Annotated in this window: 16 protein-coding genes; 2 read left to right on the forward strand and 14 right to left on the reverse strand. The window is 66.8% G+C overall.

The window, feature by feature from the left end; genetic code table 11:
• Positions 1-67 precede the first annotated feature (67 nt).
• Positions 68-247: a hypothetical protein gene (locus tag V9K84_RS03285; protein WP_043864631.1), complete on the forward strand. Its 180-nt coding sequence runs from the start codon at positions 68-70 to the stop codon at positions 245-247.
• Positions 248-295: 48 nt separating this feature from the next.
• On the opposite strand, the gene V9K84_RS03290 is transcribed toward V9K84_RS03285, so the two are convergent.
• The 14 genes from V9K84_RS03290 to V9K84_RS03355 all read right to left on the reverse strand — a co-directional run bounded on the left by V9K84_RS03290 (position 296) and on the right by V9K84_RS03355 (position 17457).
• Positions 296-889, reverse strand: coding sequence for a glutathione S-transferase (locus tag V9K84_RS03290; RefSeq protein ID WP_043864630.1), 594 nt, complete (start codon positions 887-889; stop codon positions 296-298).
• Complete coding sequence (locus tag V9K84_RS03295; RefSeq protein WP_088514247.1) at positions 886-4533, reverse strand: AAA family ATPase; 3648 nt, start codon at positions 4531-4533, stop codon at positions 886-888. Before V9K84_RS03295 ends, V9K84_RS03290 begins: the two co-directional genes overlap by 4 nt.
• Positions 4530-5771 carry an exonuclease SbcCD subunit D C-terminal domain-containing protein gene (locus V9K84_RS03300; RefSeq protein ID WP_078479577.1) on the reverse strand — a complete coding sequence of 414 codons (1242 nt, stop codon included), beginning with the start codon at positions 5769-5771 and terminating at the stop codon, positions 4530-4532. Before V9K84_RS03300 ends, V9K84_RS03295 begins: the two co-directional genes overlap by 4 nt.
• Positions 5772-5863: 92 nt before the next feature.
• Positions 5864-7486: a BatD family protein gene (locus tag V9K84_RS03305; RefSeq protein WP_088514246.1), complete on the reverse strand. Its 1623-nt coding sequence runs from the start codon at positions 7484-7486 to the stop codon at positions 5864-5866.
• The gene (locus V9K84_RS03310) at positions 7483-9201 is read right to left on the reverse strand and encodes a tetratricopeptide repeat protein (protein WP_088514245.1); all 1719 of its coding nucleotides are present in this window, start codon (positions 9199-9201) and stop codon (positions 7483-7485) included. Before V9K84_RS03310 ends, V9K84_RS03305 begins: the two co-directional genes overlap by 4 nt.
• Positions 9198-10274 carry a VWA domain-containing protein gene (locus tag V9K84_RS03315; RefSeq protein ID WP_054916214.1) on the reverse strand — a complete coding sequence of 359 codons (1077 nt, stop codon included), beginning with the start codon at positions 10272-10274 and terminating at the stop codon, positions 9198-9200. The genes V9K84_RS03310 and V9K84_RS03315 overlap by 4 nt, the downstream gene beginning before the upstream one ends.
• Complete coding sequence (locus tag V9K84_RS03320; RefSeq protein ID WP_043864624.1) at positions 10267-10761, reverse strand: DUF4381 domain-containing protein; 495 nt, start codon at positions 10759-10761, stop codon at positions 10267-10269. The genes V9K84_RS03315 and V9K84_RS03320 overlap by 8 nt, the downstream gene beginning before the upstream one ends.
• Positions 10758-11702: a DUF58 domain-containing protein gene (locus V9K84_RS03325; RefSeq protein ID WP_054916213.1), complete on the reverse strand. Its 945-nt coding sequence runs from the start codon at positions 11700-11702 to the stop codon at positions 10758-10760. Before V9K84_RS03325 ends, V9K84_RS03320 begins: the two co-directional genes overlap by 4 nt.
• A gap of 4 nt (positions 11703-11706) precedes the next feature.
• Entirely contained in the window at positions 11707-12666 is a 960-nt protein-coding gene (locus V9K84_RS03330; protein WP_043864622.1) for a MoxR family ATPase, read from the reverse strand.
• 195 nt (positions 12667-12861) lie between these two features.
• The gene (locus V9K84_RS03335; protein WP_043864621.1) at positions 12862-14190 is read right to left on the reverse strand and encodes an MFS transporter; all 1329 of its coding nucleotides are present in this window, start codon (positions 14188-14190) and stop codon (positions 12862-12864) included.
• Positions 14191-14259: 69 nt separating this feature from the next.
• Positions 14260-15453 carry an L-2-hydroxyglutarate oxidase gene (gene lhgO / locus V9K84_RS03340; protein ID WP_088514244.1) on the reverse strand — a complete coding sequence of 398 codons (1194 nt, stop codon included), beginning with the start codon at positions 15451-15453 and terminating at the stop codon, positions 14260-14262.
• 97 nt (positions 15454-15550) lie between these two features.
• Positions 15551-16261: a FadR/GntR family transcriptional regulator gene (locus V9K84_RS03345; protein ID WP_043864619.1), complete on the reverse strand. Its 711-nt coding sequence runs from the start codon at positions 16259-16261 to the stop codon at positions 15551-15553.
• A gap of 56 nt (positions 16262-16317) precedes the next feature.
• The gene (locus V9K84_RS03350; RefSeq protein WP_088514243.1) at positions 16318-17085 is read right to left on the reverse strand and encodes an amidohydrolase family protein; all 768 of its coding nucleotides are present in this window, start codon (positions 17083-17085) and stop codon (positions 16318-16320) included.
• Positions 17086-17103: 18 nt separating this feature from the next.
• The gene (locus V9K84_RS03355) at positions 17104-17457 is read right to left on the reverse strand and encodes a hypothetical protein (RefSeq protein WP_043864617.1); all 354 of its coding nucleotides are present in this window, start codon (positions 17455-17457) and stop codon (positions 17104-17106) included.
• A 248-nt stretch (positions 17458-17705) separates the two neighbouring features.
• Between V9K84_RS03355 and V9K84_RS03360 the strand changes: the two genes are divergently transcribed.
• The gene (locus V9K84_RS03360) at positions 17706-22571 is read left to right on the forward strand and encodes an NAD-glutamate dehydrogenase (protein WP_054916210.1); all 4866 of its coding nucleotides are present in this window, start codon (positions 17706-17708) and stop codon (positions 22569-22571) included.
• The last annotated feature ends 10 nt before the right edge of the window (positions 22572-22581 follow it).

Here is a 22581-nt window from a genome sequence, read left to right on the forward strand (position 1 = left end):
GCAGCGGCGTAGGTTTGAACCACGGCCCAACCGGCCACTTCAACCTGACGCTTTCGAGGGCATTGCCATGAACTTCAATCTTTTTTCGGTTATCGCGGCTTCGGCCATTTCTGCCTCCGTGGTGCTGCCTGCCGGCGCCCAGGTCGAGATCCGCGAGAAAAAATCCTCCACCCCGAGCTACACCCAGAAGTACCTGCAGCAAAGCGCGAATTTCTATGCGGCGCTGGATCACAAGGTCCAGCACTGATCGTTTCCGGTGCTGACCTTGTAGCGTCAGTACCGGCCCCTTCGCTGGTCAGCGTGCCATGATCGCCTTGAACAGCGCCGACTCCAGCCACCCCTGCAACCACACGCGCAAGCGCGGGTAGGGCGCTGTGGCAAACCAGTCAGGCTCGACCCCGGCAAACTGGCGAACGAATGGCATCAGCGCCACGTCCGCGATGCTCGGGTGCGCCGCCACCAGGTAGGCCTGCCGCTCGAGGCGCTGTTCCAGGTCCAGCAGTACCGCCTCGGCCAGCGCACGATACGTCTCGCGCGACTGCTCCGGGTAACGCTCGGCATACTTGTAGTGATTGAGCTGCTGCTTGAACAGCGTGTCATTGCGCTCGATCAGTTGCGTGGCCTGCTGCGCTGCGTTCGGGTCGTCCCGCAGCGCCCAGTTTTGCGGATCATGCCGGGCCAGCGCCCAGTGCATGATCTGCAGGCTTTCCTCCAGTACCTCACCGTCCACGCTCAACACCGGCACCGTGCCCTTGGGCGACAGCGCCAGCATGTCGGCCGGCTTGGCCTTCAGGCTCACTTCGCAGATCTGCACCGGGCAACCGGCGTAGCGCAAGGCCATGCGCGCACGCATCGCGTAGGGGCAGCGGCGGAACGAATACAGGATCATCCGCTGACCTCCACCGTGCTCAACCCATTGCCCTGGCGCCGCACCTGGATCTGCACCGGGATCCGCTCATGCATTTCCTGCACGTGGGAGATCACCGCCACCTTGCGGCCCTGGGCCTGCAGGCCGTCCAGCGCGTCCATGGCCAGTTGCAGCGACTCCGGGTCGAGGCTGCCGAAGCCTTCGTCGATGAACAGCGACTCGATGCGCAAGGTGCTCGAGGCCATCGAGGCCAGGCCCAGCGCCAGTGCCAGCGACACCAGGAAGGTCTCGCCGCCGGACAGCGAGTGCACCGAACGCAGTTCGTCGCCCATCTCGGTATCCAGTACCAGCAGCCCCAGCGCGCTGCCGCCACGCTTGAGCCGGTAGCGCCGCGCCAGCTGGCGCAACTGGGCATTGGCGTGGTGCACCAACAGATCGAGGTTGTAGCCCTGGGCGATCTTGCGGAACACGTCGCCGGTGGCCGAGCCGATCAGCGCGTTCAGGCGTGCCCAGCGCTGCCACTGGGCATAGGCCTGGGCGATGCGCTCGGCCAGGGCCTGGTAGGCCAGTTGCCGGCGCTGGTCGTCGGCCTGCTCGGCGCGCAGTTCGGCGCACTGCTGCTCGCTGATCACCAGGTGTTGCTGCAGCTCGCTCAGCGCCTGCTCCAGCTGCTCGGCGGGTACCTCGCCGCTGGCCTGGGCCTGATGCTGCTGCAGGCGCTGTTCGCGCTCTGCGACGAGCACGCCGGCCTGCTCGATGGCCTTTTCTGCCTGTTGCAGGCGCTGGCGCAGTTGACTGACCTGCTCGTCGTCCACCGCCAGCAGCTGGTCCAGCCCGGCATCGTCGAGTTCCGGGTGACCCTGGCGCCATTGCCCGATGGCGTGGTCGAGCTGCTGGTTTTCCTGCTCCAGGGCGCCCAGACGCTGTTCGTCTGCCTTGAGTTCGGCCGCCCGCTCGATGGCCTGGGCCTGGGCCTGCTGCAACTGCTGGCCGGTCGTTGCCTGCGCGCTGCGCGCTGCCTCGACCTGCTGTTCCAGGTGCTGCTGCCAGTGCTCGGCACCGGCATGCTCGCCAATCAGCGCGGTCAGGGCGTCGCGGGCCTGTTGCTGCTGGGTGCGCAGGGCATCGACCTGCTGCTGCACGGCCTGATGGCTGAGTTCGAGCGCCTGTTGCTGCACCTGGGTCTTTTCAAGCTGCTGCTGACGCTCGGCGTGCTCCTGCTGCTCGTCCTTTTGCCGGTCCAGCAGCTCCAGGCGCTGGGCCAGTTGCTGGTCCAGTTGCAGGAAGGTCGCGGCGGGCTCCTGGCGCAAGGCGTCGAGAATGTCGCCTGGCAGCAGCGTGGCGAAGCCGGCCAGCGCCTGCTCCAGGTGTTCGTCGTCGGCCTGCAGCGCATGCTGTTGCTGGCTCAGGTGCTGCGCGGCCTGCTGGTTCGCCTCGACGCTCGCCTGCACCTGCTGCTGCACACGGGCGGCGTCTTTCTGCAGGGTCAGCAGGGTAGCGAGGCGTTGCTCGTCGCGGGCGATGTCGTCGTTCAGGCGGCGTAGCTGATGCTCCAGCCAGGCCGAGCGCTCGCCCACATCCTGTGCCGAGAGTTGCGCATACAGCGCGTGCGCCTCCAGGCCAGGAGCCAGTGCCTGCTGCTGGACGGCCAGTTGTTCCTGCTGGTGCAGGTACTCCTTGATCTGGCCATTCACGCCGCCCAGGGTGCTGCGCAGTTCGTCGAGCTTGAGCTTGAGCGCCTCCACCGCCTGCAGGGCGCCGGCCTCTTCAGTCTGGTCGTGCCGGCCGAGGCTTTGCAGCAGGGCTTCGGGCTGGTGATAGGGGTGCTCCTGACTGCCACACACCGGGCAGGGCTGGTCGTCCTGCAACTGCGCGCGCAGTTCCTCGACGCTGGCGCTGCGGGCCAGGCGCTGACGTTCGAGCACCTGGCGGGTGACCTGCAGGGCCTGTTCGGCGGCGGTCAGCTCGGTCTTGCCCTGCAGGCCTTCGGCGATCAGGCCTTCACGCTGTTGCTGGGCTGCCTGCTGGCGCTCGCGCAGGGCCTGGGCGCGTTGCGTCAGCTCCTGCTGGCTGGCCCACAGGCGGGACAGCTCTTCGACGGCGCGCTGCTGCTTGCGGTTGTCCTGCAGCAGGGTGCCGAGCAGGTCGATCTGTTCGGCCAGCGCCTCGGGCTCGGCGCCGGCCTCGTGGTAGAGCAGGGCCAGGCTTTCACGGTGTGCCTGCAACTGGCGTGCGCACTCATCGGCGCGCTGCTGCAGGCCGGGCAGCTCCTCGCGGCCCTGGCTGAGGCGGTTGCCGACCAGCATCAGTTGCTGCAACTGGGCGCGGTAGGCGTTCCAGGCATCACCGATGCTGGCCAGGTGAGCGCTCTGGCTCAACTGCTCGTCGACCTGGGCCAGGCGCTGGTGGGTGAGCTGCTGACGCTCGATCAGCGCCTGGATCTGCTGCTGGCCTTGGCGACTGGCTTGTTCGGCCTGCTGACATTGAACGTTGCGCTGGTCAAGTTCCTGCTCCAGGCGCGCCAGCGTCTGCTGCTCGGCGAAGGCCTGGCGCAGCAGCGGCGCGCACTCGGTCTGCCGGGCCAGGGCTGTGGCCAGGTGCTCACCGGCGGCTTGCTGCGCCTGTTCAAGCTGCTGCAGGCGTTGCTGCAACTCGGCCTGCTGCTGGCGTTGCTGCTGGATGCTCGCTGCCAGTGGGCTGAGCTGGCTGGCCAGTTCCCGCTGGCGGGCGAACTGATGGCGCTGCGGGGCGAGTTGTTCGAGGCGGCTCAGGTTCAGGCGTTCGCCCTGCAACTGCGCCCACTGTTGCTGGGCGCTGTGCAACTGCTCGCTGGCGGCGGCCTGCTGGTCCTGCAGATGCTTGAGTTCGGCGAACCAGCTGCGCTGCTGTTCGAGCAGGCGCAGGCGGGCCTGTTCGGCCTTGAGCTGGCGCTGCGCCTCGGCGAGGCGCTGGTCGAGCTCGGCGCGTGCCTCGTCGGCCATCGGCATCACGCCCTGGGCCTGGTCGGTAAGCGCCTTGTGCGTCTCTTCGGCCTCCTTGCTCTTGCTGTAGGCGCGCCGGCCCAGCTGGCTGTAGATGGCGGTGTTGGTGAGCTTTTCGAGCAGTTCGCTGCGTTCCTTGTCGTCGGCCTTGAGGAACGCGCTGAATTCGCTCTGCGCCAGCATCACGGCGCGGGTGAACTGTTCGAAGTTCAGGCCCAGGCGGGCCTCGATCATCTGCTCGTATTCGCGCTTGCTCTGGTTGCTCAGCAACTGGTTGCTGTCCAGGTCGTGCAGGCTCTGGCGGCTGCCCTGCAACTTGCCGGTGGGTTTGTCACGGGCGCGGTTGGCTTCCCAGCGGGCGCGGTAATGGCGCCCGTCGATGCCGACGAAGTCGACTTCGGCAAAGCCGCTGCCCGTGCCGCGGCGCAGAAGAGTGCGCGGGTCGCTGGTGAGTATTTCGCTGTCGACCTCGGGCAGCTTGGTCTCGCGGCCGATGTTGTTCAGCCGCGGCACCGCGCCGAACAGCGCCAGGCACAAGGCGTCGAGCAGGGTGCTCTTGCCGGCCCCGGTCGGCCCGGTGATGGCGAACAGGCCGGCGCTGGCCAGCGGCTCGCAGGTGAAGTCGATCTCGAACGGGCCGGCCAGGGAGGCGAGGTTCTTCAGGCGAATGGCAAGAATCTTCATGGCTGTTCCTCCTCCTGCTGCACGTCCTGCAACAGCAGGGCGAAGTCGGCCAAAGTCTGTTCGTCGACGCTGGTGCCGTAGGCCTGTTCCCAGGCACGGCTGAACAGGTCGTGGGGGCTGAGCTGGCCCAGCTCGATCAGGCGGGTGTCGTCCTCGCCGTCGCTGGCGCCGGTGCCGGCGTATTCGGCGGCGATGCGTACCAGGCGCACGGCCTTGCCTTGCAGGCAGGCTTCGAGCTGCTGGCGCAGGTCGGGCTGCGGTTCGTCCAGGCGCACCCGCACCTCCAGCCAGGGCTGGCGCTGCGGGTCGTCGAGCAGGTCGACCTGGGGCAGTTGCCCGAGTTGTTCGAGAATCTCCACCAGCGGCGCCGGGCCCAGGCGTTGCAGGGGCACGGCACGCGGTATCAGGCGCGGTTCGACACTGGTCAGGGTGGCGCCGTCGAGTTCGACTTCGAGGATCTGGTGCTGATAGCCGATTTCGGAGAACGACAGCGGAATCGGCGAGCCGCTGTAGCGGATGCGGTCTTCGCGGTTGACCTTCTGCGGCTTGTGCAGGTGGCCCAGGGCGACGTAGCTGATCTGGCTGCCGAACAGGCTGGCGGGCAGGGCCTCGGCGTTGCCGATGATCAGGCTGCGCTCGGAGTCTTCCGATACCGAGCCGCCGGCCATGTGTGCGTGGCTCACAGCGATCAGCGCCTGGCCAGGCTTGCGTTGCTTGAGGGCGGCCTCGATCAGCCATTCGTGCACCTGGCCGATGCCGCGCAGGTAGTCGTCACCCAGGTGCGCGCCGGTGACTTCGGCCGGGCGCAGGAAGGGCAGGGCCAGGCACCAGGCGGTCACCTTGCCCTTGGCGTTGGTCAGCGGCACCAGCAGGCGCTCGCTGTCGAGTTGGCCGTCGTCGAGCCAGTGCACGCGACCCAGGGCGTAGGTCCTGAGACGGCGCATCAGCGGTGCGGGCAATTCGATGCGCGAGCCGGAGTCGTGGTTGCCGGCGATCATCACGATGTTCAGCCTGGGCTGCTGTTCGTGGGCCTGGACGATGAAGTCGTAGAGGCGCTCCTGGGCTTTGACCGGCGGGTTGACGGTGTCGAAGATGTCGCCGGCAATCAGCAGCGCGTCAGGCTGGCGCAGCTTGAGCTGGCCGAGCAGCCAGTCGAGAAAGCAGGCATGTTCGAAGTCGCGCTCCTGGCCATGCAGGGTTTGCCCCAGGTGCCAGTCGGAGGTGTGAAACAGACGCATTGGAAGTCCCGTGAAGGTCGAGCCGGTAGCCGGCTATGGTAACGCGGGTGGCAGGTTTTGGGGGCTGTGATAACCCTTGCGCAGGCGCCGCGTTATTTGGGATAGAGCGGCGGCAGGCTGCCGTTCTCGGCGGCGCTTGGCTGCGCCTGCTCGGCTGCGGGAATGGTGCCGATCGCCCGCCACAGTTCATCGCCCTGCCAGTATTGCCCGCTCTCGCTGTAGAGCGCGCCATTGAGCCCGTCCAGCGCATCCGACAGCGGCACGAAGCGCGCCGCCATCTCGGCCAGGGTCTCGGGCTGCTGGCGGGCCCAGGCATCCAGCGCCTGGCGGGTGGCCTGCGGGTCGTTGGCCTGACAGGCACGCTTGAGGTCGTCGAGCAGGGTGCGCGGGCTCGGCCCGCTCTGCGCCGCACGCATTACCGCCGGCTGCGAGCGTGCGCGCCACCACAGGGCGAAGCCGAGCAGGGTGGTCAGGGCCAGCAGCAGCGTGCTCAGTTGCCACGGCCATAGCGGCCGGTTCTCGAGGTTGACGACGCTGGCCGGGGTGTCTGCCGTGAGGGCGGGGTTGTCTTCGATCTTCAACCCGCGCGCCGGCAGGCTGGTGCGCTCCACGTGCTGTTCGCGGGTGTTCCACCACACCACCTCGAGGCTCGGCAGTTCCAGTGCGCCACTGTGGGTCGGCACCAGCGCCTCGCGTTCCTCGCGCAGGCCTACCAGCCCGCGTTCGCTGACCTCTTCACGCAGTTGCGGCTGATCCGGGTAACGGCGCAGGCCGTTGACTTCGGTGGCGGGCAGCGGTGGCAGTTGCGCACTGGACAGCCCGTCGGCGCTGAGGATCACGCTGCGCGTCAGCGAGTCGCCGATCTGGGTCGGGGTCTGCGCCGGGTCCGGGCTCCAGCGTTCCTCAAGGCTCAGGCTGCGTGCCGGCAGCCACGGCTGGTCGGCGGGGTACTCGGCCGGTATCGGCAGCACCTGCAAGGGCAGCGGCGTGGAACTGACCCGTACCTGCTTGCCACGTGCCGCGCCGCTGTCGCCCTGGGCCGGCTCGTCGGCGCTGGTGGCGCTGAAGGTCAGGGCGGGTATGCTCAGTGCGCCGCTTTGCTGGGGGAAGATCGCGTAGCGCATCTCGATCACGCCAAAGCGCACGCCGTTGATCAGTTTTTCATAGGTGCGCGACTCGCCCAGCGGTTCGACCCGGGCATTGGCGATCACCAGCGGGCTGAGGCTGCTGTCATCGTAAAGCGACACCGAGTGGTAGATGCGCAGGGTCAGTACGGCCTGGGCCTGCACGTACACGCTGTCTGCGTCCAGGCTGGCATCGATGCTCACCGGCGCCTGGCTGATGTCGCTGGCCGCCTCGGCCGGCAGTACCTGCAACGTCACCGGCTGGCTCTGCGCCTCGCCCAGGTGCAGCACCGGCACCTGGACCGTGCCGCTCTGGCGCGGGCGCAGGGTGATGATCCAGCGGGTATTGGCCTGGGTCTGGCCGTCGAGGCTCTTGAGGCTGTTGACCTGGCGCGTGTCGCGCACTTCGAAGTCGGCCTGCAGCGGGGTCAGGTCGGGCTTGCCGAACTGGGTCACGTCTTCGATTTCCAGGGTCAGCTCCAGGGTTTCGCCCGCGATCAGGCGGCTGCGGTCGACGCTGGCGAGCAGCGTCGCCGCCTGCACCTGCAGGGCGAACAAGAAGCTGAAAACCAGGGCGCAGACGCGGATCATTTGGGGCTTTCCTGATGCAGTTGCTGTTCGTACCAGAACTTGCGGCGCAACAGCTCGGACGGGTTGTCCGGGATCTGGCGCAGCCATTGTTCCAGGGCCTGGCGCTGCTCGGCATCCAGGGTGCTGTCGACGGGGCGCTGCGGTGGCCGGGTGGTGTCTTCGTCCGGCGGCTCGCTGGCGTTGTGCGCGTGCTCTGGCGCGGTGGCGGTGTCTTCGCCGGCGCCGGCCTTGGCATCGCCCTGGCTGCTGTCGCTGCTGTTCGATTGCTGGCCGTTGCTGGCCGAATCGGTCGGCAGGTCGGGCCGGCCCTGAGGCGGGTCTTCGGTGGCCGGCGGTTGCTGGGGCTGTTCGGGCTGGCGGCGCAGCAGCTGCTCGACCAGGTCCTTGTTGGCCTGGGCCGCTTCCAGCTCGGGCTCCAGCTCCAGGGCCTGCTCCCAGGCATCCACGGCCGCCTCCAGTTCGCCGCTGCGGGCCAGGGCATTGCCGCGATTGTAATGGGCGCTGGCGCTGCTGGCCCGTGCGAATTCACGGGCGGCGCCAGCATAGTCGCCAGCCTGGTACAGCGCCATGCCTTTCCATTGCGGGTCTTCGAAGTGGCGGGCGGCCTCGGCCGGACGCTGCTGTTCGAGCAGGCGCTGGCCCTGCTGGTCAGGACGCAGCCACAGGTCGTTGAAGGTGAAGGCATGGCTCGGTTGCGGCAGCAGGCCGAGCAGCAGCGGCAGGCAGAACAGCCAGCCACGCCGGCCAGCGCACGCGGCCAGCAGCAGTAGCGGGATCAGCAGCCAGTAGCCCTGGTCGGCCCAGCTGTCCAGTTGCAGGGTCTGGCCGTCGGCGCGCAGCGCCTGGGGATTGTCGAACAGGCCCAGGCCGCGCAGGTCGAGGTCGTCGATGCGCGCCTTGCGGTAACGCCCGCCGGTACTGTTGATGAAGGCCTTGAGCTCGGCGCTGTCCAGGCGCGGAACCAGGATTGCCCCGTCCGCGTCCTTGAGGTATTCGCCGTTGGTCTGCCTGACCGGCGCGCCTTCGGGGGTGCCCACGCCCAGCATCAGCAGCTTGGGACCATGACGCCCCAGTGCCTGGGTGATGCCCTGACGTTCCTGCGGGCTGAGCGAGGAGCCGATCAGCAGCAGGCGCCCCTGGCCCAGCGCGCCCTGGGCCAGCAGTGCCAGCGCCTTGCGTACCGCCAGGTCGGCGCGCTGACCAGGTTGCGGCATGATGGCGGGGTCCAGGGCGTCGAGCAGGTTGCGGCTGGTGGCCAGGTCGTCGGACAGCGGCACCAGGGTGTGTGCGCTGCCGGCATACACGATGATCGCGGTCTGGCTGTCGCGGCGGTGTTCGAGCAGGTCGAGCAGCTTGCGTCTGGCCTGCTGCAGGCGGTTGGGCGGGGTGTCGTCGGCGAGCATCTGCGGGGTCAGTTCGAGCATGACCACCAGCGGGTCGGCGGCGCGCTGGCGGGTCTCTTCCAGGCGCTCCCAGCTGGGGCCGACCAGGGCCAGCACGGCCAGCAGCCAGGCCAGGCCCAGGGCGATCCACGGCAGCTTGCTGTCGCGGCCATTGCCGCCGCCCAGCAGCACGGCATGGAACGCCGCGGGCAGGATCATCTGCCAGCGTCCGGCGCGCTTTTGTCGGTGCCACAGCTTCCACAGCAGCCAGCCGAGCAGCGGCAGCAGCAACAGCCAGGCCGGGCGCAACCATTGGGGCCAGAGCTCGATCATCGACGCCTCCGCAGGCGCAGGCGCTTGAGGCGCTCGCGCCATTCGGGGTGCGGCTGCAGAAAGTGCGGCCGGCGCAGCAGGCGTTGCAGCAGGTTGTCGGGCCAGCGATCGCGCACCACCAGCAGTACGCTCAGGCCCAGCGCCAGGGCCAGCGGCCAGCTGTACAGGGCATGCGCGGTACGCGCCTGGGTCGGTTGCTGGGCTACCGGCTCGAGGCGGTCGAGGGTCTGGCCGATGGCGTTGAGTTCGTTGCCGTCGCGGGCGCGGAAGTAGGCGCCGTGGGTGACCTCGGCGATCTCCCTGAGCGAGGCTTCGTCCAGGTCCAGGCTCGGGTTGAGCCCGAGCATGCCGGCGGTGCCGGTTTCGTCCGGGTCGGCGCCGATGCCGATGGTGTAGATCCTGATGCTTTCCTGGGCGGCCAGGCGCGCGGCGGTCAGCGGATGGATCTGCCCGCCGTTGTTGGCGCCATCGGTCAGCAGAATCAGCACGCGGCTTTGCGCAGGGCGCATGCGCAGGCGCTTGACCGCCAGGCCGATGGCATCGCCAATGGCGGTGTTCTTGCCGGCGATACCGATCTGCGCCTCGTCGAGAAAGCTGCGCACGGTGCGTCGGTCGAACGTCAGCGGGGCCTGCAGGTAGGCCTGGCTGCCGAACAGGATGAGCCCCACGCGGTCGCCTTCACGCGCTTGCAGAAAGTCGCCCATCAGTTGCTTGACCAGGGTCAGGCGGCTGACGTCCTCGTCGTCCCAGCGCATGTCGGGGAAGTCCATCGAGCCGGACACGTCCACCGCCACCAGCAGGTCGCGCCCACTGGCGGCCACCGGCAGCGGCTCGCCCAGCCATTGCGGGCGTGCGGCGGCGCACAGCAACAGCAGCCACACCAGCACGAACGGCGCCTGCTGGCGCCAGGTCGGCAGGTTGAGCCGCGCGCGGCGCCCGGCCAGGCCTTCGAGTTCGTCCAGAAAGCTCACCTTGAGCACCGGTTCGCCGCTGTCGGCGGCCGGCAGCAGCAGACGGGCCAGCCACGGCAGCGGCAACAGCGCGAAGACCCACGGCCAGGCCAGTTCAAACATGTTTGCGAATCCAGGTGTCGACCGCCTGGTTGAGCCCGGCGATGGCCTTGTCGTCAAGCCGGCACTCGGGCTTGTAGGCGCCTTCCACCAGTACCATCCAGCGGGTCAGGCCGGCGGCCGGGCAGCGGTTGTCGAGAAACGCCAACCACTTGCGCCCGTTGAGGGTGTGACTGTGGCTGTCGGGGTAGTGGTTGCGGCACAGGCGTTTGAGCAGGGCGTTGATCTGCTGCAGCCAGGCACCGGCCGGTGCGCCGTCGTAGGGCTTGGGCAGCGCCGCCAGCTCTGCCAGGGCGGCGATGCGGATCGGTTCCAGCGGTTGTTCGGCGCGTGGCAGCGGGGCCTTGCGCGGGCGCCAGTGACGCAGCCGCCACAGGCCCCAGGCGAGCACGGGCAGCAATGCCAGCAGCACCCACCAGCCCGGCGCGGGCGGCCACGCGCCGATGGGGGCGGGGGCGATCAGCGGTTGCAGTGCGTCCAGTGGGTTCATCGGCTTTTACCCGAGCGTTGCGGGTCGAGGTATTCGCGCAGTTGCTCGATCATTTCGCTCTGGGTGCTCAAGGGCATCAGCACCACGCGCAGTTTCTGGGCCAGCAGTTCCCAGCGTTCGATGCGTGCCTCGCTCTGCTGGCGATAGCTCTTGCGCAGGTTGGCATCCAGGGTATCGAGCTCCAGCTGTGCGCCGCGCTGGGCAAAGCGCAACAAGCCGGCGGCGGGCAGGGCGTGGTCGAGTGGGTCGGATACCGGCAGCAGCAGCAGGTCGCAGTGGCGCGCCAGCAGGCTCATCTGTTGCTCCACCCCGGGGGTGAGCGCGCGTTCGTCGCAGATCACGATGGCCAGGCTGCCCGGGCGCAGCACTTCGCGGGCGCGGCGCAGGGCGATGTTGAGGTTGTCGCCCTGGGGCTGGGCCTCGGTGTGCAGCGACTGGTTGACCCGCGCCAGGCGGTTGAGCAGTTGCAGCAGGCTCTGCTTGCTGCGCCGTGGCTTGATTTCATAGTGCTCGTTGTCGCCGAACACCAGGCCGCCGATGCGGTCGTTGTGGCCCAGCGCGGCCCAGCCGATCAGGGCGGCGGCCTGGGCGGCAAGTACCGACTTGAACATCAGCCCGGAGCCGAAGAACAGGCGCCGGCTCTGTTCGACCAGGATGAAAATGGGCCGCTCGCGCTCTTCGTGGAACAGCTTGGTGTGGGGTTCCTGGGTGCGGGCGGTGACTCGCCAGTCGATGTTGCGCACATCGTCGCCGGCCTGGTACACGCGCACCTGGTCGAAGTCCACGCCGCGCCCGCGCAGGCGCGAGTGATGCAGGCCCACCAGCGGGCTGCGTTGCCCAGGGGCGGAGAACAGCTGCACCTCGCGCACGCGATGACGCATCTCGATCAGCTCGGAAAGGCCGATGCGGATGCCGGGCTCGGCCTGCGCTGAAAGAGGCATGGCTTCAGGCCACGGCGACGACGTCGAGGATGCGCTGGATCACCCGGTCCTGGTCGATACCGGCCGCTTCGGCCTCGAACGAAAGAATGATGCGGTGGCGCAGCACGTCGAACAGCACCGCCTGGATGTCTTCGGGGCTGACGAAGTCGCGTCCGGCCAACCAGGCGTGGGCGCGTGCGCAGCGGTCCAGGGCAATGGAGCCGCGCGGGCTGGCGCCGTAGGCGATCCAGTCGCCGAGTTCGGCGTCGTACTTGGCACCGGTGCGGGTGGCCATCACCAGTTGCACCAGGTACTCCTCCACTGCGTCGGCCATGTACAGGCCGAGGATCTCCTTGCGTGCGGCGAAGATCGCCTGCTGGCTGACCCGGCGTTCGGGCTTGGTTTCGCCGTTGAGCGCCTCGCCGCGCGCCTGCTGCAGGATGCGCCGCTCCACGGCGGCATCGGGAAAGCCGATTTTCACGTGCATCAGGAAACGGTCGAGCTGGGCTTCGGGCAGCGGGTAGGTGCCTTCCTGCTCGATGGGGTTCTGCGTGGCCATCACCAGGAACAGGGGCGACAGCTCGTAGGTGCTGCGCCCCACGCTGACCTGGCGCTCGGCCATGGCCTCGAGCAGGGCCGACTGGACCTTGGCCGGGGCGCGGTTGATTTCGTCGGCCAGCACCAGGTTGTGGAAGATCGGACCCTGCTGGAACACGAAGCTGCCGGTTTCAGGGCGATAGATTTCGGTGCCGGTGATGTCGGCGGGCAGCAGGTCGGGGGTGAACTGGATGCGGTGGAACTGCGCCTCGACGCCTTCGGCGAGTTCCTTGATGGCCTTGGTCTTGGCCAGGCCCGGCGCACCCTCCACCAGCATATGACCATCGGCGAGCAGCACGATGAGCAGGCGCTCGACCAGTTTTTCCTGGCCAAGAATCTGGGTGGAGAGAAAGGTGCGCAGCGCGATGAGCGCTTCACGATGTTCCATCGGGACGGTTCCTGGGCGTGCGCCCGGGGGGAGGGCAACAACGCCCGGGCAGGGGCTGATACTTTAATCCATCCGGGGGTGTGGCGACTAATGGTGGGTCGCAAATTTGTGCGGTGGGCCTCCTCGCCGGCAAGGCCGGCTCCTACAGGCAATGCGTAACCGCTGTAGGAACCGGCCTTGTCGGCGAAGAGCGAGTCAGTTCTTGAAGCTGGAGTGCTTGCGCCCCTGGTCACACAGGGCGAACACCACCACGAACACCGCGGCAATCGCCAGGATCGCCACCACGCCGTCGGTCGAATGGGTCGGCGAGCTGGCCACCAGTGCCAGGCCGCCCAGTGGCGCCAGGCCACCGGCCACCGCGGTGCCGATCTCGCGCCCGGTGCCAAAGCCCGAAGAGCGCGTGGCCGTGGGGAACTGGCGGCTGAGGAACGAACCCTGCGGGGCGAACATCATCGGCGCCAGCAGGCCGGTACCAATGGCGATGGCGATGTAGATCATCAGCGGCTCGGCGGTGTTGAGCAGGGCCATGAACGGGTACGCGAACAGTACCGAGAACAGACCGCCCATGATCAGCACGGCCTTGCTGCTCCATTTGTCGCACAACCAGCCGAAGCATGGCACCGCCACGATCGCCACCAGGCTGGCAATGGTCACCGACAGCGAGGTCACGTGGGCCTCCACACCCTTGAACTGGGTCAGGTAGGCCAGCGAGAAGGTCTTGAAGATATAGCTCAGGGCGTTGTAGCCGATGGCCACGAAGAACACCACGGCCAGGCCCTTGAGGTCGTTCTTGAACAGCGCCTTGAGCGGCGACACCTTGGCTTTTTTCGGCGCCTGCTCGAGTTCGGCGAACTGCGGGGTTTCCGGAATGCTGCGGCGTACCCAGAAGCCCACGCCCACCAGCACGATGCTGCAGATGAACGGGATGCGCCAGCCGCCCGAGAGCAGGAAGTCGTTGCCGTTCATGGTCAGCAGGTACACGGTCAGCGACGACAGCAGCAGGCCCAGGTTGAGCCCCAGCGCAGGCCAGGCACCCTGACTGCCGCGCTTGCCTTCGCTGGCATGTTCGTAGCTGGTCACGGCCGCGGCGGACAGCTCGGCGCCCGCGCCCAGGCCCTGGATGATGCGCACCAGCACCAGGATGATCGGCGCCCAGATGCCAATGCTGGCGTAGCTGGGGATCAGGCCGATCAGGGTGGTGCACAGGCCCATCATGCAGAAGGTCACCACCAGTACCTGCTTGCGCCCGAAACGGTCGCCCAGGTAGCCGAACAGCACGCCGCCGAACGGGCGCGCGATAAAGCCGATGGCAAAGGTGGAGAAGGCCAGCAGCGAGGCAACCTGAGGGTTGCTGGCGTCGAAGAAGATCTTCGAGAACACGATGGCCGCCATGGTGGCGTACAGGTAGAAGTCGTACCACTCCAGCATCGAGCCGAAGATGGTGGCCGCCGCGACCTTGCGCAGGCGCTTCCTGTTCTGTTCCGGGGTTTCGGTTGCGGTGGTGACCGCTTCATGTACCGACATCGAGAGATTCCTTGTTGGTCTTTGTAGTTATTTTCAAGCGGGCGGCGGGCGCCCGTGCAGCAATGCGGATCAGCGTGGTGTGAGCAGGCGGTCGGCGATCATTTCGCCGATCGGGATGGCCGAGGTGGCTGCCGGCGACGGTGCGTTGCACACGTGGACCATGCGCGGGGTCTCGGCGAACAGGAAGTCGTGCACCAGGGTGCCGTCACGCATCACTGCCTGGGCGCGGATGCCCGCCTCGTAGGGCAGCAGGTCGTCGACCTCGAGCGAAGGGCAGTATTTGCGGCACTGTTCCAGGTAGCCGCGCTTGAACAGGGAGTTCTTCATCTCGGTGGTGCCCGAACCGAGGTTGTTCCACAGGGTTTTCCAGAAGCCGGGGAAGCGGGCGTACTGCGCCACGTCGCGCCAGTTGATCGAGAACTTGCCGTAGTTCTCGCGGCCCAGGCCCAGCACCGCATTCGGCCCGACAGTGACGCTGCCGTCGATCATGCGAGTGAGGTGCACGCCCAGAAACGGCAGCTCCGGGTCGGGGATCGGGTAGATCAGGTGATTGACGATCTGGTTCTTGGTGGCTGGCAGGCGGAAGTATTCGCCGCGAAACGGGATGATCTGGTGGTCGATCCTGACCCCGGCCAGCGCCGCCAGGCGGTCCGACTGCAGGCCGGCGCAGGCGACCAGCTGCCTGGCGCGCCATACGCGGTCTTCGCTGCTGATGGTGACGCTGTCGCCGCTTTCGGCGATCGCCGCCACGCGGGTGTCCAGGCAGATCTCGCCGCCGGCGGCCTGGATGACCTTGGCCATGGCCTGGCACACCTGCCTGTAGTCGACGATGCCGGTGGCATCGAGGAACAGCCCGCCCAGGCCGACGATGTTCGGCTCACGACGGCGCAGTTCGGCGGCATCCAGGCGCTCGACCTTCAGCCCGTTCTGTTGCGAGCGCTCGTACAGCGCCTGCATGCGTTGCACCTCGAGCGGGTTGGACGCCACCAGCAGCTTGCCGCACACCTCGTACTTGATGGCGTGGGTGTCGCAGAAGTCCTTGGTGGCCTGGGCGCCGCGCTTGCACAGGTCGGCCTTGAGGCTGCCGGGTGCGTAGTAGATGCCGGCGTGGATGACCCCGCTGTTATGGCCGGTCTGGTGCCGGGCCAGTGTGGTTTCCTTCTCCAGGATGACCAGCGAGGCGCCAGGCTGGCGCTTGAGCAGCGCCATGGCGGTGGCGAGGCCGACGATGCCGCCGCCGATGATGCAGTAGTCGTAAATCATGCAGGGGTCACCTTGGTATTCTTATCTGGTTATCAGGTTGTCAGACTAAGTAGTGCGAAGAAAAGGGCGCTGACCCGCAGCGCCCGTCACGTGATGTTCATTCCATGGCTGGCAGGTCCAGCTTCAGGCGCTTGGCCGAGGCCCGCAGGTGCGCTTCGGCGCAGGCCGCGGCGCGCTGGCGGTCACCGTCGGCAATCGCCTGGTACAGCGCCTGGTGTTCGCGATTGGCGTCGGCCGAGCCGCCTACCGAATGCGCCGCCGAGTTCTCCCACGCGGTCTTGCGCGCGGCAGCCAGCTGGCCGCGCAGAAAGTCATGGAAGGCGACGAAGTAGTCGTTCTTGCTGGCTTCGGCAATTGCGCGGTGAAACTCCACGTCGGCAGCCGCGGCCACGTCGAACTGGCTGCGCTTGTCGATCATCTCCTGCAGGGCCTTGGCCATGCGCGCCAGGTCTGCCTGGTCGCGGCGCTGGGCGGCAATCGAAGCGGCCTGGGTTTCGATCCACAGGCGCACTTCGAACATCTGCACCAGGTCGGCACTGCGCCCGTTGTTGCTGGGGAAGCGGAACACCGTGCCGGTCGGATTCTGCGAAATGTACGAGCCCAGCCCGCGCCGGGCGATCAGTACGCCATCGGCCTTGAGCTGGGAGATCGCCTCGCGCACCACCGAGCGGCTGACATTCAGCTGTTCGGCCAGTTGCTGCTCGGTGGGCAGGCGTGCTTCGGCAGCCAGGCGCCCCGAGTCGATCTCGGTGCGGATGGCGCTGACGACGCGTTCCACCAGGGTGTCGGGGCGTTGAAGCTCGAGCATGAAGGATAAAGCCAGTAGGTCAGGTTGTCAGACAATGCCCGTGCAGCCGCATGTTGTCAAGATTGTGCCTGGGGTTGCAGGCGATAGAACGCCCGTGCGTTACCCCACAGCACGCGCTCGACACTGGCGCTGCCCAGCGTGTGGCGGATCAGCTGGATATCGGCCGGGTCGAACGGGCGCGGTGCGCGGGTGGAGGGCAGGTCGCTGCCGAACATCAGGGCGTGGGGGTTGGCGGCATCGATGTCGCGCAGTGCTTTGGCTACGTCGAAATCAACCCGGCCAAAGCCGCAGGCCTTGATGCGCACACCTGCCTCGGCCAGTTGCAGCAGCGCCGGCAGGCCTTCGCGGCGCAGGCCCAGGTGGTCGATGCTCACCGCCGGCAAGCGGCGCAGCAGCGGGGTCAGCTCGCCCAGCTCGCGCGAATCGACGTACAGCTCGACGTGCCAGCCGGCCAGTTCGAACACGCGCAGGGCCATGGCTTCGAGCTGATCGGCCTGCGCCGAGCCGCCGCGCTTGAGGTTGAAGCGCAGCGCACGCACGCCGGCGGCATCCAGCGCGAGCAGCTCGGCATCGCTGATGCCGGCCGGCACCTGGGTCACCCCCACGTAGCCTGGGCCCAGCTGTTTCAAGGCGGCCAGCAGGTAGCCCTGGTCGAAGGCCTGGAACGAGCCCGACACCACCGCGCCGCCGCAGATGCCCAGCGGCGTGACGACCGCCAGGTAGTCTTCGGTGGTGAAGGCCTCGGGCAGGTAGCCGTTGTTGGGCACCAGCGCGAAGCGCGGGTCGATGACGTGGCAGTGGGCGTCGAAGATCGGCTGGGGCATGGGGGCTCCTTGACGGGGTTACAGCTCGCTGACGTAGGTGCCGGTGCCCTTGAGGATGTTCTGCAGGGTCTGCTCGACTTCGGCGAGGTCGGTGCCGTCGCTGCTGAGGGTGATTTCCAGATGATCGGCGCCGTTGAACACGTCGGCGTCTCCCGGTGCCACTTCGATCAGCAGGCGCCTGGCACTGAGGGTGACCTTGATGCCGTCCAGTGTGCTCGGTTCGTCATCCAGGGTGATGTCCACCGTGTCTTCGTCCGGGTAGCGGGTCATGAGGAACATCTGGCCCTTGTCGCTGTGGCAGCACAGGGTGGCCATGTTGTCTTCTTCATCATCGCAGGGGGTGGCGAAGAGCAGGGGGGTGGTCAGTTGCATGGACGGCTCGGTGGTCAAGAAGTGAAACGCGAGTGTGCCAGTCTTCGGTCAATGGATAAATCGCCGCCTGCCGCTGATTGACCGAATATGTCGCAGCATCGCAAGCAGGGGTGACCGGCCAGTCGTTAAGCTGCCCTGTCGATGGACAACCCGACGACACCCAGCGTGTGGTTGGCTATGGTTGATCCGAGCATGACGGCATGTGCGCGACGCTTCACTCAATAACAAGCCCAAGCGGAGTACCACAGATGGCGTTTTTCACCGCAGCCAGCAAAGCCGACTTCCAGCATCAACTGCAGGCGGCCCTGGCGCAGCACATCGGGGAACAGGCACTGCCACAAGTGGCGCTGTTTGCCGAGCAGTTCTTTGGCATCATCTCTCTTGACGAATTGACCCAGCGTCGCCTCTCCGACCTGGCCGGCTGCACCCTCTCGGCCTGGCGCATCATCGAACGCTTCGACCACACCGAACCCCAGGTTCGGGTCTACAACCCCGATTACGAACGCCACGGCTGGCAGTCCACCCACACGGCCGTGGAAGTGCTGCACCATGACCTGCCGTTTCTGGTCGACTCGGTGCGTACCGAGCTCAACCGCCGCGGCTACAGCATCCATACCCTGCAGACCACCGTGCTCAGCGTGCGTCGCGGGGCCAAGGGCGAGCTGCTGGAGATTCTGCCCAAGGGCACCCAGGGTGAGGGCATCCTGCAGGAATCGCTGATGTACCTGGAGATCGACCGCTGCGCCAATGCCGCCGAGCTCAACCTGCTGGCCCGCGAGTTGGAGCAGGTGCTGGCCGAAGTGCGCGTGGTGGTGGCCGATTTCGAGCCGATGAAGGCCAAGGTGCGCGAGCTGCTCGAGCTGATCGACCACACGGCCTACGCCCCGGCCGCTGCCGAGAAGGACGAGGTCAAGAGCTTCCTGCAATGGCTGGTGAGCAACCATTTCACCTTCCTGGGCTACGAAGAGTTCGTGGTCAAGGCCGACGCCCAGGGCGGCCAGCTGGAGTATGACGAGCAGTCCTTCCTCGGCCTGACCCGCCGCCTGCGCAGCGGCCTCAGCGCCGACGACCTGCGCATCGAAGACTACGCCGTCAATTACCTCAACGAGCCGCTGCTGCTGTCGTTCGCCAAGGCCGCGCACCCCAGCCGCGTGCACCGCCCGGCCTACCCGGACTACGTGTCGATCCGCCAGCTGGACGCCGACGGCAAGGTGATCAAGGAATGCCGCTTCATGGGCCTGTACACCTCGTCGGTGTATGGCGAAAGTGTGCGGGTGATCCCGTACATTCGCGGCAAGGTCGCCGAAGTGGAGCGCCGTTCGGGCTTCGACGCCAAGGCCCACCTGGGCAAGGAGCTGGCCCAGGTACTCGAGGTGCTGCCGCGCGACGACCTGTTCCAGACCCCGGTGGACGAGCTGTTCAGCACCGTGATGTCGATCGTGCAGATCCAGGAGCGCAACAAGATTCGCGTGTTCCTGCGCAAGGACCCCTACGGGCGCTTCTGCTACTGCCTGGCCTATGTGCCGCGCGACATCTATTCCACCGAGGTGCGCCAGAAGATCCAGCAGGTGCTGATGGAGCGCCTGAAGGCCAGCGACTGCGAGTTCTGGACCTTCTTCTCCGAGTCGGTGCTGGCCCGCGTGCAACTGATTCTGCGAGTCGACCCGAAAAACCGCATCGACATCGACCCCCAGCAGCTGGAAAACGAAGTGGTGCAGGCCTGCCGTTCGTGGCAGGACGACTATGCCAGCCTGACCGTCGAGAGCTTCGGCGAGGCCCAGGGCACCAATGTTCTGGCCGACTTCCCCAAAGGCTTCCCGGCTGGCTACCGCGAGCGCTTTGCCGCGCATTCGGCGGTGGTGGACATGCAGCACCTGCTGACCCTGTCCGACAGCAAGCCGCTGGTGATGAGCTTCTACCAGCCGCTCACCCAGGCCGGCAAACAGCAGCTGCACTGCAAGCTGTACCACGCCGACACCCCGCTGGCGCTGTCGGACGTGCTGCCGATCCTGGAAAACCTGGGCCTGCGCGTACTGGGCGAGTTCCCGTACCGTCTTCGCCACAGCAATGGCCGCGAGTTCTGGATTCATGACTTTGCCTTCACCTACAGCGAAGGCCTGAACCTGGATATCCAGCAGCTCAACGACACCCTGCAGGATGCTTTCGTGCACATCGTCAACGGCGACGCCGAAAACGATGCGTTCAACCGTCTGGTGCTGACCGCCGGCCTGCCGTGGCGCGACGTGGCGCTGCTGCGCGCCTATGCCCGCTACCTCAAGCAGATTCGCCTGGGCTTCGACCTGGGCTACATCGCCAGCACCCTGAACAACCATACCGACATCGCCCGCGAGCTGACCCGACTGTTCAAGACCCGCTTCTACCTGGCGCGCAAGCTGGCCGGGGATGACCTGGACGACAAGCAGCAACGTCTGGAACAGGCGATCCTGAGCGCGCTGGACGACGTGCAGGTGCTCAACGAAGACCGCATCCTTCGTCGCTACCTGGACCTGATCAAGGCCACCCTGCGCACCAACTTCTACCAGACCGACGCCAATGGCCAGGCCAAGTCGTACTTCAGCTTCAAGTTCAACCCAAGGCTGATTCCCGAGCTGCCCAAGCCGGTGCCCAAGTTCGAGATCTTCGTGTATTCGCCGCGGGTCGAGGGCGTGCACCTGCGCTTTGGCAACGTGGCACGCGGCGGGCTGCGCTGGTCGGACCGCGAAGAGGACTTCCGTACCGAAGTGCTGGGCCTGGTGAAGGCGCAGCAGGTGAAGAACTCGGTGATCGTGCCGGTGGGTGCCAAGGGTGGCTTCCTGCCGCGCCGCCTGCCGCTGGGCGGCAGCCGCGACGATATCCAGGCCGAAGGCATCGCCTGCTACCGCATCTTCATTTCCGGCCTGCTGGACATTACCGACAACCTCAAGGACGGCGTGCTGGTGCCGCCGGTCAACGTGGTGCGTCACGACGATGACGACCCGTACCTGGTGGTGGCGGCCGACAAGGGCACCGCGACCTTCTCGGATATCGCCAACGGCATCGCCATCGACTACGGCTTCTGGCTGGGCGACGCCTTTGCCTCGGGCGGTTCGGCCGGCTACGACCACAAGAAGATGGGGATTACCGCCCGTGGTGCGTGGGTTGGCGTGCAGCGCCATTTCCGCGAGCGTGGCATCAACGTGCAGCAGGACCCGATCACCGTGGTCGGTGTGGGCGACATGGCCGGCGACGTGTTCGGCAACGGCCTGCTGATGTCCGACAAGCTGCAACTGGTGGCTGCCTTCAACCACCTGCATATCTTCATCGACCCGAACCCGGAGCCTGCCAGCAGCTTTGCCGAGCGCAAGCGCCTGTTCGACCTGCCGCGGTCGGCCTGGAGCGACTACGACACCAGCATCATGTCCGAAGGTGGCGGGATCTTCTCGCGCAGTGCCAAGAGCATCGCCATCAGCCCGCAGATGAAGGAACGCTTTGCCATCGAGGCCGACAAGCTGACCCCGACCGAGCTGCTCAATGCGCTGCTCAAGGCGCCGGTCGACCTGCTGTGGAACGGCGGCATCGGCACCTACGTCAAGTCCAGCGAAGAGAGCCACGCCGATGTGGGCGACAAAGCCAACGACGCGTTGCGCGTGGACGGCAACGAGCTGCGCTGCAAGGTGGTGGGCGAGGGCGGCAACCTGGGCATGACCCAGCTGGGTCGGGTCGAGTTCGGCCTCAACGGCGGCGCGACCAACACCGACTTCATCGACAACGCCGGTGGCGTGGACTGCTCCGACCACGAGGTCAACATCAAGATCCTGCTCAACGAGGTGGTGCAGGCCGGTGACATGACCGAGAAGCAGCGCAACCAGTTGCTGGGCAGCATGACCGACGAAGTGTCTGCGCTGGTGCTGGGCAACAACTACAAGCAGACCCAGGCACTGTCGCTGGCGGCGCGCCGGGCGCGTGAGCGGATTTCCGAGTACAAGCGCCTGATGGCCGACCTGGAAAGTCGCGGCAAGCTGGACCGGGCCATCGAGTTCCTGCCTACCGAAGAGCAACTGGCCGAGCGCATTGCGGCCAACCAGGGCCTGACCCGGGCCGAGCTGTCGGTGCTGATCTCGTACAGCAAGATCGACCTCAAGGAAGCCCTGCTGCAGTCGCTGGTGCCGGATGACGACTACCTGACCCGCGACATGGAGACGGCCTTCCCGCCGTCGCTGGTGAACAAGTTCGCCGAGGCCATGCGTCGCCATCGCCTCAAGCGCGAGATCGTCAGCACCCAGATCGCCAACGACCTGGTCAACAACATGGGCATCACCTTCGTGCAGCGGCTCAAGGAGTCCACGGGCATGAGCCCGGCGAACGTGGCCGGTGCCTACGTGATCGTGCGCGACATCTTCCACCTGCCGCACTGGTTCCGCCAGATCGAGGCGCTGGACTACCTGGTGCCCGCCGAAGTGCAGCTGACGCTGATGGACGAGCTGATGCGCCTGGGCCGCCGGGCCACGCGCTGGTTCCTGCGCAGCCGTCGCAACGAGCAGGATGCCGGGCGTGACGTGGCCCACTTCGGGCCCAAGATCGCGGCGCTGGGGCTCAAGCTGGACGAACTGCTGGAGGGGCCGACCCGCGAGCGCTGGATGACCCGCTACCAGGGCTTCGTCGAAGCCGGCGTGCCGGAGCTGCTGGCGCGCATGGTGGCCGGAACCACGCACCTGTACACCCTGTTGCCGATCATCGAGGCTTCCGATGTGACCGGCCAGGACCCGGCCGAGGTGGCCAAGGCGTTCTTCGCCGTGGGCAGCGCGCTGGACCTGACCTGGTACCTGCAGGAAATCAGCAACCTGCCGGTGGAGAACAACTGGCAGGCACTGGCACGTGAAGCGTTTCGCGATGATATCGACCTGCAGCAGCGCGCCATCACCATCTCCGTGTTGCAGATGGTCGATGCGCCTGCCGACATGGATGCGCGGGTAGCCTTGTGGCTGGCGCAGCATGCGGTGATGGTGGAGCGCTGGCGCGCGATGCTCGATGAGCTGCGTGCGGCCACCGGCACCGATTACGCCATGTACGCGGTGGCCAACCGCGAGCTGGTTGACCTGGCGCTGAGCGGGCAGTCGGCGGCGGTGCCGTCGTGAGTGTGTAGCA

Source organism: Pseudomonas sp. AE27 (assembly GCF_037113495.1).
In the GTDB taxonomy this organism is placed as follows: Bacteria; Pseudomonadota; Gammaproteobacteria; order Pseudomonadales; family Pseudomonadaceae; genus Aquipseudomonas; species Aquipseudomonas palmensis.